Here is a 14773-nt window from a genome sequence, read left to right on the forward strand (position 1 = left end):
TTGACTGACAGGAAAACGCATGTCTCTACCGCAACTCTCACTTGCAGCCGCACGCAACCTGCATCTTGCCGCCCAGGGGCTTCTGAAGAAGTCCCGCCGCCGCGCGCAGCCAGCTGATATCCTCTCTACCGTGCAACGCATGTCGTTGCTGCAAATCGACACCATTAACATCGTGGCGCGTAGCCCGTATCTGGTCCTGTTTAGCCGCCTGGGAAACTATCCTCCGCAGTGGCTGGATAATGCGCTAAGTCAGGGCGAACTGATGGAATACTGGGCGCATGAAGCCTGTTTTCTCCCGCGCAGCGATTTTGCACTGGTGCGTCACCGCATGCTCGCCCCGGACAAAATGGGCTGGAAATACCGTCAGGAGTGGATGGTGGAACACGCGGATGAAATAGAACAACTGATTGCCCATATTCAGGAAAACGGTCCGGTACGCTCCGCGGATTTTGAACACCCGCGAAAAGGCGCAAGCGGATGGTGGGAGTGGAAACCGCACAAACGCCATCTTGAAGGGCTGTTTACGTCGGGCAAAGTGATGGTGGTCGAGCGCCGCAACTTTCAGCGCGTTTATGACCTCACGCACCGCGTTATGCCTCACTGGGACGATACGCGTGACCTGCTGTCTCAGGCCGCAGCCGAAGCCATCATGCTCGGGAACAGCGCCCGCAGCCTGGGCATATTCCGCCCACAGTGGCTGGCGGATTATTATCGCCTGCGTCAGCCGCAGCTAAAACCGCTGCTGGAAACGTGGCAGCGTGAACAGCGCGTGATGCCGGTCTCGGTTGAGTCGTTAGGTGAAATGTGGCTGCATGCGGATTTGTTCCCTCTGCTGGCGCAGGCGCAAGAGGGCAAACTCCAGGCGACCCACAGTGCCGTGCTCTCGCCATTCGACCCCGTAGTCTGGGACAGAAAGCGGGCCGAACAGCTGTTTGATTTCAGCTACCGTCTGGAATGCTACACCCCGGCGCAAAAACGTCAGTACGGTTATTTTGTTTTGCCGTTGCTTCATAAAGGGCAGCTTGTCGGGCGCATGGACGCTAAAATGCACCGTAAAACCGGCACTCTTGAAATTATCGCGCTCTGGCTGGAAGAGGGCATAAAAGTCACGGCTGGCCTGGAAAAAGGGCTAACGTCTGCGCTCAGTGAATTTGCGCGCTGGCAGGGGGCGTATGAAATTGTACTCGGTCGCGTGCCTGCGGGGCTGTTTACGACCTGTCGAGGTGGCTGGGAAACAGGCACTCCCTGAAAAAAGAATGTGGTAAGCTTTAGCAATTACCCATACGGAGGAACTATGGATCACCGTTTACTTGAAATTATTGCCTGCCCGGTGTGCAACGGCAAACTGTATTACAGCCAGGATAAACAAGAGCTGATTTGCAAACTGGACAGCCTGGCGTTCCCGCTGCGTGACGGTATTCCGGTCCTGCTGGAAAATGAAGCCCGTTCCCTGGTGGCAGAAGAGATCAAACCATGAGTTTTGTTGTCATTATCCCTGCGCGTTATGCTTCAACGCGCCTGCCAGGTAAACCGCTGGTGGATATCAACGGTAAACCGATGATTGTGCATGTCCTTGAACGGGCACGCGAATCGGGCGCCGGACGCGTCATCGTCGCCACCGATCACCCGGATGTCGCGCGAGCGGTTGAGGCCGCGGGTGGGGAAGTGTGCATGACCCGTGCCGACCACCAGTCAGGCACCGAGCGCCTGGCGGAAGTCGTCGAAAAATGCGGTTTCAGTGACGAGACGGTGATTGTGAACGTGCAGGGCGATGAGCCGATGATCCCGGCGGCTATTATCCGTCAGGTGGCCGACAACCTGGCCCAGCGTAAGGTTGGCATGGCGACCCTCGCGGTGCCGATTCACCACGCTGAAGAGGCGTTCAATCCGAATGCGGTGAAAGTGGTCATGGACGCAGAGGGCTACGCGCTCTATTTCTCCCGCGCCCCCATTCCGTGGGATCGCGATCGTTTCGCGCAATCGAAAGAGACGATCGGCGAAACCTTCCTGCGCCACATCGGTATTTACGGCTACCGCGCCGGCTTTATTCGTCGCTATGTCGCCTGGGCACCAAGCCCGCTTGAGCATATCGAAATGCTCGAACAGCTTCGCGTGCTGTGGTACGGCGAGAAAATTCACGTTGCGGTTGCCCAGGAAGTCCCTGGCACCGGCGTGGATACGCCTGAAGATCTCGAGCGCGTACGCGTCGAATTGCGTTAATTCGCTGCCATCCCCTCTTTCTGGGGGGATGTTATCTTCCTTTTCTTTTTCATTATTGATCTCGACCGGGTGACATCCGGGGTTCGCGCGCTCATTATAAAAGCAGTAGTCTTAATGGGGGTAATCTCATATGGAACAGCTGCGTGCTGAACTCAGCCATCTCCTTGGCGAACAGCTAAGCCGGGTGGAATGCGTGAATGAAAAGGCCGATACCGCACTCTGGTCGTTGTACGACAGTCAGGGAAACCCCATGCCGCTGATGGCCAGAAGTTTTACATCGCCGGGCGTCGCCAGACAGCTGGCCTGGAAAATGTCGATGCTGGCGCGGGAAGGGACTGTCCGTATGCCGACGGTCTACGGCGTGATGACCCATGAGGAGCATCCCGGCCCGGATGTTCTGCTTATTGAACGTTTACGCGGGGTTTCTGTTGAAGCTCCGACGCGTACACCGGAGCGCTGGGAACAGCTGAAAGATCAGATTGTCGAGGCCCTGCTAGCCTGGCATCGGCAGGACAGCCGGGGTCTTGTTGGCGCGGTAGACAGCACTCAGGAAAACCTGTGGCCGCTATGGTATCGCCAGCGTGTCGAAGTGCTCTGGGGCACGCTGAACCAGTTCAACAACACCGGTTTAACGATGCAGGACAAACGTATTCTGTTCCGCACCCGGGAATGTCTTCCGACGCTGTTTGAGGGTTTTAACGACAACTGCGTGCTGGTTCACGGCAACTTCACGCTGCGCAGTATGCTTAAAGACTCGCGCAGCGATCAGCTTCTGGCAATGGTCGGGCCGGGGATCATGCTCTGGGCGCCGCGCGAGTACGAACTGTTCAGGCTGAGCGAGGGCGGGGCGGCGGAAGATTTGCTCTGGCACTATCTTCAGCGCGCCCCCGTTGCGGAGGCCTTTCTCTGGCGACGCTGGCTCTATCTTCTCTGGGATGAGGTGGCGCAACTGGTCAACACCGGGCGCTTTAATCGAGCCAGTTTCGATCTGGCCGCAAAATCACTCCTGCCCTGGCTTGCCTGACGAACCCTTAAGCCACTGCCACAGGCGGCCAAGCGTCTCGTAACCGACGCGGTCGCTGTGCATCAGCCATACCGGGGACGGGATTATCCGTTCCCACGGGTTGAGCGGGGCGTCAATGGCCAGCTGGTTTGCCGGAGCAGGAAGCGGATGCAGGCCCTGATTCTCAAAGAAAATCATTGCGCGCGGCAGGTGTGAAGCAGAGGTCACCAGCAGGAACGGCACATCACCGATGGCTTGTTTCACCGCAGCAGCTTCTTCTTCGGTATCTTTTGGGCTATCCAGCGTGATGATGGCGGAACGTGGTACGCCAAGCGATTCAGCCACTCTTGCCCCTGCTTCAGCGGTACTTACCGGGTTGGTTTTTGCCGCAGCGCCCGTGAAGATCATCTTCGATCCCGGATTGGCCAGCCACAGGCGGATCCCCTCGTTCAGACGCGGCAGACTGTTGTTGATCAGGTTCGAGCTGGGCGCCCAGTTCGGATCCCAGGTATACCCGCCGCCCAGCACCACGATGTAGTCCACCTTCTGGTTTCCCTGCCACGTCGGGTAGGTGTTTTCAATCGGGCGTAACAAACCGTCAGCGACCGGTTGCAGGCTGAGTAACAGCAGCGCCAGCCAGCCCACGGTGACGAGGGATTTACCGCTTTTCTGAAAGCGGCTAAACCATATCAATGCCAGCCCCAGCGCGATGAGAAGCAACAGCAGGGGAAGGGGAAGCATCATGCCTCCGATATATTTTTTTAGGGTAAAAAGCATCCTTTTTGGTTCCTTTTTTAACCATACAGCAGGCGATTGCCCGTGATATTACACCAGAGTGGTTCATTCTCCGCGCGGGTGTGACAAAATAGCGGTTTTGCAGTGAGTGGAACCCTCCCAATGCGGGATCGCAATTTTGATGACATCGCGGAAAAGTTTTCGCGCAACATTTATGGCACCACCAAAGGTCAGCTTCGTCAGACGATCCTCTGGCAGGATCTGGATAAGCTGCTGGCTGAATTTGGTGACCGACCGTTGCGCGTACTGGATGCCGGCGGTGGGGAAGGGCAGACTGCGATTCTGATGGCACAGCGGGGACATCACGTCACGCTTTGCGATCTTTCTGCCGAGATGGTTGCGCGCGCCGGGCGAGCGGCAGAAGAGAAAGGTGTGAGCGACAACATGCATTTTATACATTGCGCCGCTCAGGACATTCCGCAGCATTTGGAAACGCAGGTTGATCTGATATTGTTTCATGCTGTGCTCGAATGGGTCGCCGAACCACAAGCGATGTTAAAAACGCTGTGGTCGATGTTGCGCCCGGGCGGTGCGTTATCGCTGATGTTTTACAATGCCAACGGCCTGCTAATGCGAAACGTGCTGGTCGGCAATTTTGGCTATGTACAGCAGGGCATGTATAAAAAGAAACGACGCACGCTTTCACCGGATTTCCCCCGTGAACCGCAGCAGGTCTATGGCTGGCTGGAGGAGATCGGTTGGGAAATTACCGGCAAAACCGGCGTGAGGGTGTTTCATGATTATCTGCGTGATAAACAAAAACAGGATGACTGTTTAGACGCCTTAACAGAAATAGAGACGCGGTACTGCCGCCAGGAGCCTTATCTGAGCCTTGGCCGGTATATCCACGTCACCGCGCGCAAGCCGCAGATGCAAGGATAATCTATGAGTGAATTTTCCCAGACAGTCCCCGAACTGGTTGCCTGGGCCAGGAAAAACGATTTCTCCATCTCGCTGCCGGTAGACAGACTCTCATTCCTGCTGGCGGTTGCGACGCTAAACGGCGAACGCCTGGATGGCGAAATGAGTGAAGGCGAACTGGTGGATGCGTTCCGCCACGTCAGTGATGCGTTTGAGCAAACCAGCGAAACCATTAGCGTGCGTGCCAACAACGCAATCAATGATATGGTGCGTCAACGTCTGCTGAACCGCTTTACCAGCGAGCAGGCGGAAGGAAACGCCATCTATCGTCTTACGCCACTGGGCATTGGCATTACCGACTATTACATCCGCCAGCGCGAATTTTCCACGCTGCGTCTCTCCATGCAGCTCTCCATTGTTGCAGGCGAGCTGAAGCGTGCCGCCGACGCGGCTGATGAAAACGGTGACGAATTCCACTGGCATCGCAACGTTTACGCGCCGCTAAAATACTCGGTCGCCGAGATTTTCGACAGTATCGATCTGACTCAACGTCTGATGGACGAACAGCAGCAGCAGGTCAAAGACGATATCGCTCAACTGCTGAATAAAGACTGGCGTGCGGCCATCTCCAGCTGTGAACTTTTGCTGTCAGAAACGTCCGGTACGCTACGTGAGTTGCAGGATACGCTGGAGGCGGCTGGGGATAAGCTACAGGCCAACCTGCTGCGCATCCAGGACGCGACGATGGCGCACGACGATCTGCATTTTATCGACCGTCTGGTGTTTGATTTGCAGAGTAAGCTTGACCGCATTATCAGCTGGGGCCAGCAGTCGATCGACCTGTGGATCGGTTACGACCGCCACGTGCATAAATTTATCCGTACCGCCATCGATATGGATAAGAACCGCGTCTTTGCTCAGCGTCTGCGCCAGTCGGTACAGACCTACTTTGATGCGCCGTGGGCGCTGACCTACGCCAACGCCGATCGTCTTCTGGATATGCGCGACGAAGAGATGGCGCTGCGTGATGAAGAGGTCACCGGTGAACTGCCGCCGGATCTGGAATACGAAGAATTTAACGAAATTCGCGAGCAGCTTGCGGCGATGATCGAAGAACAGCTCGCTGTCTATAAAGCCAGACAAGCACCGCTGGATCTTGGCCTCGTGGTACGCGACTATCTGGCGCAGTATCCGCGAGCGCGCCACTTCGATGTAGCCCGCATTGTTGTAGACCAGGCGGTGCGCCTGGGCATCGCACAAGCCGATTTCACCGGACTGCCGCCGAAGTGGCAGCCGATTAACGATTACGGAGCCAAGGTACAGGCGCATGTCATTGACAAATATTGAACAAGTGATGCCAGTTAAGCTGGCACAGGCGCTGGCGAATCCGTTGTTTCCGGCGCTGGACAGCCAGCTGCGTGCCGGTCGTCACATTGGCCTTGACGAGCTGGATAATCACGCCTTTTTGATGGACTTTCAGGAGTATCTGGAAGAGTTTTACGCTCGCTATAACGTTGAGCTGATCCGCGCGCCGGAAGGGTTTTTCTACCTGCGTCCGCGCTCTACTACGCTTATTCCGCGCTCGGTGCTTTCCGAACTGGATATGATGGTCGGCAAAATTCTCTGCTACCTCTACCTCAGCCCGGAACGTCTGGCGAATGAAGGGATCTTCACCCAGCAGGAGCTTTACGATGAGCTGCTGTCGCTGGCGGATGAAAGCAAGCTGCTCAAGCTGGTAAATAACCGCTCGACGGGGTCCGATCTGGACCGTCAGAAATTACAGGAAAAAGTTCGCTCTTCCCTGAACCGTCTGCGCCGTCTGGGAATGGTCTGGTTCATGGGTCACGACAGCAGCAAGTTCCGCATTACCGAATCGGTCTTCCGCTTTGGTGCCGACGTGCGTGCGGGTGACGATGCGCGTGAAGCACAGCTGCGCATGATCCGTGACGGTGAAGCGATGCCGGTGGAAAACCATTTGCAGCTCAATGACGAGCACGAAGAGAATCAGCCGGATAGCGGGGAGGAAGAGTAATGATTGAACGCGGTAAATTTCGCTCACTAACGCTGATTAACTGGAACGGCTTCTTTGCCCGAACCTTCGATCTGGATGAGCTGGTGACAACGCTCTCCGGCGGTAACGGGGCAGGTAAATCCACCACCATGGCGGCCTTCGTGACGGCGCTGATCCCTGACCTGACCCTGCTGCACTTCCGTAACACCACTGAAGCGGGTGCAACGAGCGGCTCCCGAGATAAAGGGCTGCACGGTAAGCTGAAAGCGGGCGTCTGTTATTCGGTGCTGGACGTGATCAACTCCCGTCATCAGCGCGTGGTTGTAGGCGTGCGCCTGCAGCAGGTTGCCGGCCGCGACCGTAAAGTAGATATCAAACCGTTTGCGATCCAGGGGTTGCCAACCTCCGTGCAGCCGACCGCGCTGCTGACGGAAACCCTGAATGAACGTCAGGCGCGCGTTCTGACGCTCCAGGAGCTGAAGGACAAGCTGGAAGCCATCGAAGGCGTGCAGTTTAAGCAGTTTAACTCCATTACCGACTACCACTCTCTGATGTTCGATCTCGGCGTGGTGGCCCGTCGTCTGCGCAGCGCGTCAGATCGTAGTAAATACTACCGTCTGATTGAAGCCTCCCTGTACGGCGGTATCTCAAGCGCCATTACCCGCTCCCTGCGCGACTACCTGCTGCCGGAAAACAGCGGCGTGCGTAAGGCCTTCCAGGATATGGAAGCCGCGCTGCGTGAAAACCGCATGACGCTGGAAGCGATTCGCGTTACGCAATCTGACCGCGATCTGTTTAAGCACCTGATCAGCGAAGCCACCAACTACGTGGCGGCAGACTATATGCGTCACGCCAACGAGCGCCGTATTCATCTCGATCAGGCGCTGGAATACCGCCGCGAGCTGTTTACCTCCCGCAAACAGCTGGTCGCCGAGCAGTATAAGCATGTCGAAATGGCGCGCGAACTGGGCGAGCACAACGGTGCCGAAGGGGATCTGGAAGCCGATTACCAGGCGGCCAGCGATCATCTGAACCTGGTGCAAACCGCGCTGCGTCAGCAGGAAAAAATCGAGCGCTATGAAGCCGATCTCGATGAGCTGCAAATTCGTCTTGAAGAGCAAAATGAAGTGGTGGCAGAAGCCGCCGATTTGCAGGAAGAGAACGAAGCCCGCGCGGAAGCCGCCGAGCTGGAAGTGGATGAGCTGAAAAGCCAGCTCGCAGACTACCAGCAGGCGCTGGACGTGCAGCAGACCCGCGCGATCCAATACAACCAGGCGCTGCAGGCGTTGCAGCGTGCCAAAGAGCTGTGCCACCTGCCGGACCTGACCCCTGAAAGCGCTGACGAATGGCTGGATACCTTCCAGGCCAAAGAGCAGGAAGCCACTGAGAAACTGCTTTCTCTCGATCAGAAAATGAGCGTGGCGCAAACGGCACACAGCCAGTTTGAGCAGGCGTACCAGCTGGTGGTGGCGATCAACGGTCCGCTGGCGCGTAACGAAGCATGGGACGTTGCCCGTGAGCTACTGCGCGACGGCGTCAATCAACGCCATCTGGCCGAGCAGGTGCAGCCGCTGCGCATGCGCCTGAACGAGCTGGAACAGCGTCTGCGTGAACAGCAGGAAGCTGAGCGTCTGCTGGCGGAATTCTGCAAACGTCAGGGTAAAAATTACGATTTCGACGAGCTTGAGGCTCTGCATCAGGAGCTGGAAGCGCGTATTGCGGCCCTGTCCGATACCGTATCGAACGCCAGCGAACAGCGCATGACGCTGCGTCAGGAGCTGGAACAGCTTCAGTCCCGTTCGAAGACGCTCTTACAGCGTGCGCCGATCTGGCTGGCCGCACAAAGCAGCCTGAACCAGCTCAGCGAGCAGTGTGGTCAGGAGTTTGCCTCCAGCCAGGACGTCACCGAATACATGCAACAGCTGCTGGAGCGCGAACGCGAAGCGATTGTTGAGCGTGACGAAGTGGGCGCGCGCAAGCGTGACGTCGATGAAGAAATCGAGCGTTTAAGCCAGCCTGGCGGCTCAGAAGATCCGCGCCTGAATGCGTTAGCCGAGCGTTTCGGCGGCGTGCTGCTGTCTGAAATTTACGACGACGTCGGCCTGGACGATGCGCCGTACTTCTCCGCGCTGTACGGTCCGTCCCGTAACGCGATTGTAGTGCCGGATCTGTCGCTGATTTCTGACCAGCTTGCAGGGCTGGAAGACTGCCCGGAAGATCTCTACCTCATCGAAGGGGATCCGCAGTCGTTTGATGACAGCGTATTCAGCGTCGACGAGCTGGAAAAAGCGGTGGTGGTTAAAATCGCCGATCGCCAGTGGCGCTATTCGCGCTTCCCGGAACTGCCGCTGTTTGGCCGCGCCGCGCGTGAAAACCGTATTGAAAGCCTGCACGCCGAGCGTGAAACGCTTTCAGAGCGTTTTGCGACCCTGTCGTTTGACGTGCAGAAAACCCAGCGTCTGCATCAGGCGTTCAGCCGCTTTATCGGCAGCCATCTGGGCGTTGCCTTCCAGCCCGATCCGGAAGCCGAAATTCGTAAGCTCAACACCCGCCGCGGTGAGCTGGAGCGTGCGCTTGCCAGCCATGAAAATGACAACCAGCAAAGCCGCGTGCAGTTTGAGCAGGCGAAAGAAGGCGTTGCGGCCCTTAACCGCATCCTGCCGCGCCTGAACCTGCTGGCGGACGATACGCTCGCCGACCGCGTGGATGAGATTCAGGAGCGTCTGGACGAAGCGCAGGAAGCGGCGCGCTTTGTGCAGCAACACGGCAATCAGCTGGCAAAACTGGAGCCGATGGTTTCCGTTCTCCAGAGCGACCCGGAACAGTTTGAGCAGTTAAAAGAAGATTACGCCTGGTCACAGCAGGTGCAGCGCGAAGCGCGTCAGCAGGCGTTTGCCCTCACGGAAGTGGTGCAACGTCGCGCACACTTCGGCTACTCCGATTCAGCAGAAATGCTGAGCGGGAACAGCGATCTGAATGAAAAGCTGCGCCAGCGTCTTGAGCAGGCCGAAGCGGAACGAACGCGCGCCCGTGAAGCGATGCGTACTCACGCTGCACAGCTGAGCCAGTACAGCCAGGTCATGGCATCGCTGAAAAGCTCCTTCGACACCAAGAAAGAGCTGTTAAATGACCTGCATAAAGAGTTGCAGGACATTGGTGTGCGCGCCGACAGCGGAGCAGAAGAGCGGGCGCGTATTCGCCGCGATGAGCTGCATGCTCAGCTCAGCAACAACCGTGCGCGTCGTAATCAGCTCGAAAAAGCGCTGACCTTCTGTGAAGCGGAGATGGACAACCTGACGCGTCGTCTGCGCAAGCTGGAGCGCGACTATTTTGAGATGCGTGAACAGGTTGTGACCGCGAAGGCGGGCTGGTGCGCGGTGATGCGCATGGTGAAAGACAACAACGTGGAGCGTCGTCTGCACCGTCGCGAGCTGGCGTACCTGTCAGCCGATGAACTGCGCTCTATGTCGGATAAGGCGCTGGGTGCGCTGCGTCTGGCCGTGGCGGACAATGAACACCTGCGCGACGTGCTGCGCATGTCCGAAGATCCGAAGCGTCCTGAGCGCAAAATTCAGTTCTTCGTGGCGGTTTATCAGCACTTACGCGAGCGTATTCGTCAGGACATCATCCGTACCGACGATCCGGTTGAAGCGATCGAACAGATGGAGATCGAGCTGGGCCGTCTGACGGAGGAGCTGACCTCCCGCGAGCAGAAGCTGGCAATCAGCTCCCGCAGCGTGGCGAATATTATTCGTAAAACCATTCAGCGCGAGCAGAACCGTATCCGTCAGCTGAACCAGGGCCTGCAAAGCGTGTCGTTTGGCCAGGTCAACAGCGTGCGGCTGAACGTGAACGTGCGTGAGGCGCACTCCACGCTGCTTGACGTGTTGTCTGAACAGCATGAGCAGCATCAGGATCTGTTCAACAGTAACCGCCTGACCTTCTCCGAAGCGCTGGCGAAGCTGTATCAGCGTCTGAATCCGCAGATTGACATGGGCCAGCGTACGCCGCAAACCATCGGCGAGGAGTTGCTGGACTACCGCAACTATCTGGAAATGGAAGTTGAGGTTAACCGTGGCTCAGACGGCTGGCTGCGCGCGGAATCCGGTGCGCTCTCTACCGGTGAAGCCATCGGTACCGGTATGTCGATTCTGGTGATGGTGGTGCAGAGCTGGGAAGATGAAGCGCGTCGTCTGCGCGGCAAGGACATCTCTCCATGCCGTCTGCTGTTCCTCGATGAAGCCGCGCGTCTCGACGCCCGCTCCATCGCCACGCTGTTTGAGCTTTGCGAGCGACTCGATATGCAGCTCATCATCGCGGCGCCGGAAAACATCAGTCCGGAAAAAGGGACCACCTATAAGCTGGTGCGTAAAGTGTTCCAGAACAGTGAACATGTACACGTCGTAGGTCTGCGTGGCTTTGCGCCGCAGCCTCCGGAGTCTTTACCGGGCACGGCTGACGCCTCTTAACCCCGGGTATGATAAAAGGCGGCGCTCAGGCGTCGCTTTTTTTATTCACTTAACTTGTGTTCAGGGCTGCGTTATCTTTAAACTTCTTTACATAAGGTAAGGCAGCAGCGTGTATGCCTTCCTATACTGAAGGAAAGCTCCAGAATACTGGGCATGTCGTGAAAAACAGGGGGCAAGGGATGTTGCTTAAGAAAGATCGTGGTCGTCAGCTGTCTGCGCTGAGTTTGTGCCTGACAGTGATGTTTGCTCCACTGTTTACCGCTCAGGCCGATGAGCCTGAAATTGTACCGACTGACAGCTCCGCGACGATGGGCGCGCAGCCGACGTCGCTGTCACAACCGCTGGATCAGTCTCCGGCGACGGCCATCATGGCCGGCATTAAACCGCTGCCGGAAGGCATCGATACTGAATCATTACGCCAGCAGCTGATGACCGGGCTGCCCTTGGGCTATACTCCCGCTTATATTAACCAGCTCACGCTGCTTTACGCTGCGCGCGATATGAAACCGATGTGGGAAAATCGCGAGGCGGTACGTGCTTTCCAGCAGCAGCTGGCTGAAGTGGCGATTGCAGGTTTTCAGCCACAGTTCACGACCTGGGTTGAACTCCTGACCGACCCTGCCGTTACCGGACAGGCGCGTGACGTGGTGCTGTCTGATGCCATGATGGGCTACTTGCAGTTTGTGGCGGGGATTTCGGTGAACGGCAACCGCTGGTTATACAGCAGTAAACCGTACAAGCTGGCGACGCCCGCGCTGTCCGTCATTAATCAGTGGCAGCTGTCGCTGGACAACGGTGAACTGCCGCGCTTTATCGCAAGCCTTGCGCCCGCCCACCCGCAGTATGCCACGATGCATCAGTCGCTTCTTGAGCTGGTCGCGGATTCCCGCCCGTGGCCTCAGTTGCGTGGAACAGCAACGCTGCGTCCGGGACAATGGAGCAGCGATGTGCCTGCGATTCGCGAAATTATGAAACGGTCTGGCATGCTTGACAGGGGCCCTAAAATTGCGCTGCCCGGCGACGAGACGCAAAACGCAGTCGTCAGCCCGTCGGCGCCGGTAAAAGAGAAAACCGCCGTTGCGCTGAGCAATAAGCCCGCCGCTTACGATCGCGAGCTGGTCGCGGCAGTGAAGCAGTTCCAGGCCGCGCAGGGGCTGGGCGCCGACGGCGTGATTGGTCCATCGACTCGCGACTGGCTGAACGTCTCTCCGGCCCAGCGGGCAGGGGTGCTGGCGTTGAATATCCAGCGCTTGCGCTTGCTGCCGGGCACGTTATCCACCGGCATTATGGTCAACATTCCGGCGTACTCCCTGGTCTACTATCAGGACGGTAGCGAAGTGCTGGCGTCCCGCGTGATTGTGGGTCGACCTGACCGCAAAACGCCGATGATGAGCAGCGCGCTGAATAACGTGGTGGTTAACCCGCCGTGGAACGTGCCGCCGACGCTGGCGCGCAAAGATATCCTGCCTAAGGTCTGGAATGACCCGGGATATCTGGAGCGACATAACTATACGGTGATGCGTGGCTGGAACAGCAAAGAAGCGATTGACCCCTGGATGGTCGACTGGTCAACGATTACGCCTTCGAACCTGCCGTTCCGTTTCCAGCAGGCACCGGGTGCGCATAACTCGCTCGGACGTTACAAATTCAATATGCCAAGTTCGGACGCAATCTATCTGCATGATACCCCGAACCATAATCTGTTCCAGAAAGACGCACGCGCGCTCAGTTCTGGCTGCGTTCGCGTGAATAAGGCCTCGGAGCTGGCGAATATGCTGTTGCAGGATGCAGGCTGGAACGATACGCGGATATCAGATGCCTTGAAGCAGGGGGATACGCGTTACGTCAATATCCGCCACAATATTCCGGTCAATCTTTACTATCTGACGGCGTTTGTGGGCGCGGACGGACGTACCCAGTATCGTACAGATATTTACAATTATGATCTGACAGCGCGATCCGGCGCACAAATCTTGCCAAAAGCGGAACAATTAATCAGGTAAATGAAGTAGTTCGGTAAAAATGATTGTCGTAAGTTATGGTGAATATGAGGCGATCTGGCTGAAAGCCGCGTATTCACTGGGATTGGGCGCCTTGACGTAGCAGGCTTTGCCAGTTATGGTGCCCTTCGTGCGCTAAGCATATTGACAATTTCTTTTACCTGTAGACCTGATTATCATGGACAAATTTGACGCTAATCGCCGCAAATTGCTGGCGTTAGGTGGCGTTGCGCTGGGCGCAGCAGCCATCCTTCCGACGCCAGCATTTGCCACCCTCTCGACACCTCGTCCGCGTATTTTAACGCTCAACAATCTGCATACTGGTGAGACGCTTAAAGCGGAATTTTTCGATGGCAGAGGCTATATTCAGGATGAATTAGCACGACTCAACCATTTTTTCCGTGATTTCCGCGCGAACAAAATCAAAGCCATCGACCCTGGATTATTCGATCAGCTTTACCGCTTGCAGGGACTGCTGGGGACCAAAAGGCCGGTGCAACTCATTTCTGGCTATCGCTCTCTGGATACCAACAATGAACTGCGCGCCCACAGCCGTGGGGTAGCGAAAAAAAGCTATCACACCAAAGGGCAGGCGATGGATTTCCATATTGAAGGCGTTTCGTTAGCCAATATTCGCAAAGCGGCGTTATCTATGCGCGCAGGTGGTGTAGGATACTACCCACGTAGCAACTTTGTGCATATTGATACCGGGCCGGTTCGGCACTGGTAATAACGAAACACAGGAGCAGTATGAACTATCGTATTATTCCGGTTACCGCGTTCTCACAGAACTGTTCATTGATCTGGTGTGAACAAACTAAACTGGCCGCGCTTGTTGATCCCGGTGGCGACGCTGAGACAATCAAGCAGGAGGTCGCTGCCAGCGGTGTAACGCTGATGCAGATTTTACTGACCCATGGCCATCTTGACCATGTGGGTGCAGCGGCTGAACTGGCTGAACACTACGGTGTGCCGATTATCGGCCCGGAAAAAGAAGATGAGTTCTGGCTTCAGGGGCTGCCTGCCCAAAGCCGCATGTTTGGTCTGGATGACTGTCAGCCACTGACACCGGACCGCTGGCTGAACGAAGGCGATCGCGTTAACGTAGGGAATGTAACTTTACAGGTGTTGCATTGCCCCGGGCATACGCCTGGCCATATTGTCTTCTTTGATGACGTGTCACGCCTGCTGATTTCCGGTGACGTGATTTTCAAAGGGGGCGTAGGACGCAGCGATTTCCCACGCGGCGATCACGGTCAGCTGATTCAGTCGATTAAGCAGAAGTTATTACCGTTAGGTGATGATGTGACGTTTATCCCTGGACACGGACCAATGTCAACGCTGGGCGATGAGCGGTTGCATAACCCGTTCCTTCAGGATGAAATGCCTGTCTGGTAAACCCTTTCAATAAAAA

Annotated in this window: 12 protein-coding genes; 11 read left to right on the top strand and 1 reads right to left on the bottom strand. The window is 56.5% G+C overall.

Going from position 1 to position 14773, the window contains the following annotated elements:
* The first annotated feature begins 19 nt into the window (after nucleotides 1–19).
* The 4 genes from ACQG1K_RS07815 (at nucleotide 20) to ACQG1K_RS07830 (ending at nucleotide 3244) form a co-directional block, all read left to right on the top strand.
* Nucleotides 20–1249: a winged helix-turn-helix domain-containing protein gene (locus ACQG1K_RS07815; RefSeq protein ID WP_063150009.1), complete on the top strand. Its 1230-nt coding sequence runs from the start codon at nucleotides 20–22 to the stop codon at nucleotides 1247–1249.
* Between the two features lie 45 nt (nucleotides 1250–1294).
* A complete protein-coding gene (ycaR, locus tag ACQG1K_RS07820) occupies nucleotides 1295–1477 on the top strand; it encodes a protein YcaR (RefSeq protein WP_003858220.1) in 183 nt (60 codons plus the stop codon).
* The gene (kdsB, locus tag ACQG1K_RS07825; RefSeq protein ID WP_063150010.1) at nucleotides 1474–2220 is read left to right on the top strand and encodes a 3-deoxy-manno-octulosonate cytidylyltransferase; all 747 of its coding nucleotides are present in this window, start codon (nucleotides 1474–1476) and stop codon (nucleotides 2218–2220) included. Before ycaR ends, kdsB begins: the two co-directional genes overlap by 4 nt.
* Nucleotides 2221–2350: 130 nt before the next feature.
* Nucleotides 2351–3244: a YcbJ family phosphotransferase gene (locus tag ACQG1K_RS07830; RefSeq protein WP_023299729.1), complete on the top strand. Its 894-nt coding sequence runs from the start codon at nucleotides 2351–2353 to the stop codon at nucleotides 3242–3244.
* Here the strand turns inward: ACQG1K_RS07830 and elyC are convergent.
* Nucleotides 3221–4000, bottom strand: coding sequence for an envelope biogenesis factor ElyC (elyC, locus tag ACQG1K_RS07835; RefSeq protein ID WP_063137586.1), 780 nt, complete (start codon nucleotides 3998–4000; stop codon nucleotides 3221–3223). The genes ACQG1K_RS07830 and elyC overlap by 24 nt on opposite strands.
* Nucleotides 4001–4120: 120 nt before the next feature.
* Here elyC and cmoM point away from each other — a divergent pair, with 120 nt between their 5' ends.
* The 7 genes from cmoM to ACQG1K_RS07870 all read left to right on the top strand — a co-directional run bounded on the left by cmoM (nucleotide 4121) and on the right by ACQG1K_RS07870 (nucleotide 14757).
* Nucleotides 4121–4900 (top strand): tRNA uridine 5-oxyacetic acid(34) methyltransferase CmoM, encoded by a 780-nt coding sequence (cmoM, locus tag ACQG1K_RS07840; RefSeq protein WP_006809373.1) that lies wholly within the window; start codon nucleotides 4121–4123, stop codon nucleotides 4898–4900.
* Between the two features lie 3 nt (nucleotides 4901–4903).
* The gene (mukF, locus tag ACQG1K_RS07845; RefSeq protein ID WP_022647635.1) at nucleotides 4904–6226 is read left to right on the top strand and encodes a chromosome partition protein MukF; all 1323 of its coding nucleotides are present in this window, start codon (nucleotides 4904–4906) and stop codon (nucleotides 6224–6226) included.
* Nucleotides 6207–6911, top strand: coding sequence for a chromosome partition protein MukE (gene mukE / locus ACQG1K_RS07850; protein WP_003858208.1), 705 nt, complete (start codon nucleotides 6207–6209; stop codon nucleotides 6909–6911). Before mukF ends, mukE begins: the two co-directional genes overlap by 20 nt.
* Nucleotides 6911–11359, top strand: a complete 4449-nt coding sequence (gene mukB / locus ACQG1K_RS07855; protein ID WP_023299731.1) for a chromosome partition protein MukB — start codon at nucleotides 6911–6913, stop codon at nucleotides 11357–11359. Before mukE ends, mukB begins: the two co-directional genes overlap by 1 nt.
* A 179-nt stretch (nucleotides 11360–11538) precedes the next feature.
* Complete coding sequence (gene ldtD, locus ACQG1K_RS07860) at nucleotides 11539–13362, top strand: L,D-transpeptidase (protein ID WP_063199515.1); 1824 nt, start codon at nucleotides 11539–11541, stop codon at nucleotides 13360–13362.
* Nucleotides 13363–13537: 175 nt separating this feature from the next.
* Nucleotides 13538–14089 (top strand): YcbK family protein, encoded by a 552-nt coding sequence (locus tag ACQG1K_RS07865; RefSeq protein WP_003858202.1) that lies wholly within the window; start codon nucleotides 13538–13540, stop codon nucleotides 14087–14089.
* Between the two features lie 20 nt (nucleotides 14090–14109).
* On the top strand, nucleotides 14110–14757 hold the full coding sequence (locus tag ACQG1K_RS07870) for an MBL fold metallo-hydrolase (RefSeq protein ID WP_023299733.1): 648 nt from the start codon (nucleotides 14110–14112) through the stop codon (nucleotides 14755–14757).
* The last annotated feature ends 16 nt before the right edge of the window (nucleotides 14758–14773 follow it).

The sequence above is a fragment of the Enterobacter cloacae complex sp. 402C9 genome, from assembly GCF_050030745.1.
In the GTDB taxonomy this organism is placed as follows: Bacteria; Pseudomonadota; Gammaproteobacteria; order Enterobacterales; family Enterobacteriaceae; genus Enterobacter; species Enterobacter intestinihominis.

Coding starts and splice junctions, on each gene's coding strand:
- ACQG1K_RS07815 (WP_063150009.1), top strand. CDS start 20: ATGTCTCTACCGCAACTCTCACTTGCAGCCGCACGCAACCTGCATCTT.
- ycaR (WP_003858220.1), top strand. CDS start 1,295: ATGGATCACCGTTTACTTGAAATTATTGCCTGCCCGGTGTGCAACGGC.
- kdsB (WP_063150010.1), top strand. CDS start 1,474: ATGAGTTTTGTTGTCATTATCCCTGCGCGTTATGCTTCAACGCGCCTG.
- ACQG1K_RS07830 (WP_023299729.1), top strand. CDS start 2,351: ATGGAACAGCTGCGTGCTGAACTCAGCCATCTCCTTGGCGAACAGCTA.
- elyC (WP_063137586.1), bottom strand. CDS start 4,000: ATGCTTTTTACCCTAAAAAAATATATCGGAGGCATGATGCTTCCCCTT.
- cmoM (WP_006809373.1), top strand. CDS start 4,121: ATGCGGGATCGCAATTTTGATGACATCGCGGAAAAGTTTTCGCGCAAC.
- mukF (WP_022647635.1), top strand. CDS start 4,904: ATGAGTGAATTTTCCCAGACAGTCCCCGAACTGGTTGCCTGGGCCAGG.
- mukE (WP_003858208.1), top strand. CDS start 6,207: ATGTCATTGACAAATATTGAACAAGTGATGCCAGTTAAGCTGGCACAG.
- mukB (WP_023299731.1), top strand. CDS start 6,911: ATGATTGAACGCGGTAAATTTCGCTCACTAACGCTGATTAACTGGAAC.
- ldtD (WP_063199515.1), top strand. CDS start 11,539: ATGTTGCTTAAGAAAGATCGTGGTCGTCAGCTGTCTGCGCTGAGTTTG.
- ACQG1K_RS07865 (WP_003858202.1), top strand. CDS start 13,538: ATGGACAAATTTGACGCTAATCGCCGCAAATTGCTGGCGTTAGGTGGC.
- ACQG1K_RS07870 (WP_023299733.1), top strand. CDS start 14,110: ATGAACTATCGTATTATTCCGGTTACCGCGTTCTCACAGAACTGTTCA.